This window comes from Staphylococcus sp. GDY8P126P (assembly GCF_017891965.1).
Taxonomy (GTDB): Bacteria; Bacillota; Bacilli; order Staphylococcales; family Staphylococcaceae; genus Staphylococcus; species Staphylococcus saprophyticus.
The window spans coordinates 1-800 of the sequence record NZ_JAESKG010000037.1; the positions used below are offsets into that span (position 1 = coordinate 1).

The 800-nt window shown below is 32.0% G+C and carries 1 protein-coding gene; it reads left to right on the top strand.

The window, feature by feature from the left end:
• The first annotated feature begins 166 nt into the window (after positions 1-166).
• Positions 167-745 carry a recombinase family protein gene (locus KA893_RS13865; RefSeq protein WP_047504988.1) on the top strand — a complete coding sequence of 193 codons (579 nt, stop codon included), beginning with the start codon at positions 167-169 and terminating at the stop codon, positions 743-745.
• Positions 746-800: the final 55 nt, after the last annotated feature.

Consider the following 800-nt stretch of genomic DNA (forward strand, 5'->3'; position numbering starts at 1 on the left):
AGAGTGTACAGAAAATAACCATTTTCTGTACACTCTCTTTTTATGTCGAAATAAGTGAGTATCGCATATATTTCTGTGTTCATAAACCCAACAAAAAATCTATGTTCACAAAAGACCTTGTAATTAAGTTATGGTACACTGAAGGTGTATATAGGAGGTTTGTCTTTTGAAAATAGGTTATGCAAGAGTTTCAACTGGATTACAAAATTTAAATTTACAGGAGGATCGATTAAATGCATATGGTTGTGAAAAGATATTTAACGACCATATGAGTGGTTCAAAAAGTAAAAGACCTGGTTTAGATAAAGCCATTGAATTTGCGAGGTCAGGAGATACGATTGTTGTTTGGAGATTAGATAGACTAGGACGTAATATGGAAGATTTAATCACATTAGTTAATGAGCTTAACGAACGAGGTGTAAGTTTCCATAGTTTAGAAGAAAATATAACGATGGATAAATCAAGTTCTACAGGGCAATTATTATTTCATTTATTCGCAGCATTTGCAGAATTTGAACGTAATTTAATTTTAGAACGTTCTTCAGCGGGGCGAATTGCAGCTCGTGCTAGAGGACGCTATGGAGGTCGACCAGAAAAATTAAATAAACAAGATTTGACTTTACTTAAAACACTTTATGATAATGGAACACCAATTAAAACTATTGCAGAGCAATGGAAAGTTTCACGTACAACAATCTATCGTTATCTCAATAAGTTAAATAACCAAGAAAATAAAGATAAATAAAAATATTACTAAGTTTTAAGAAAGCTAAAAAATCAGACAGGATACACCCTAATCA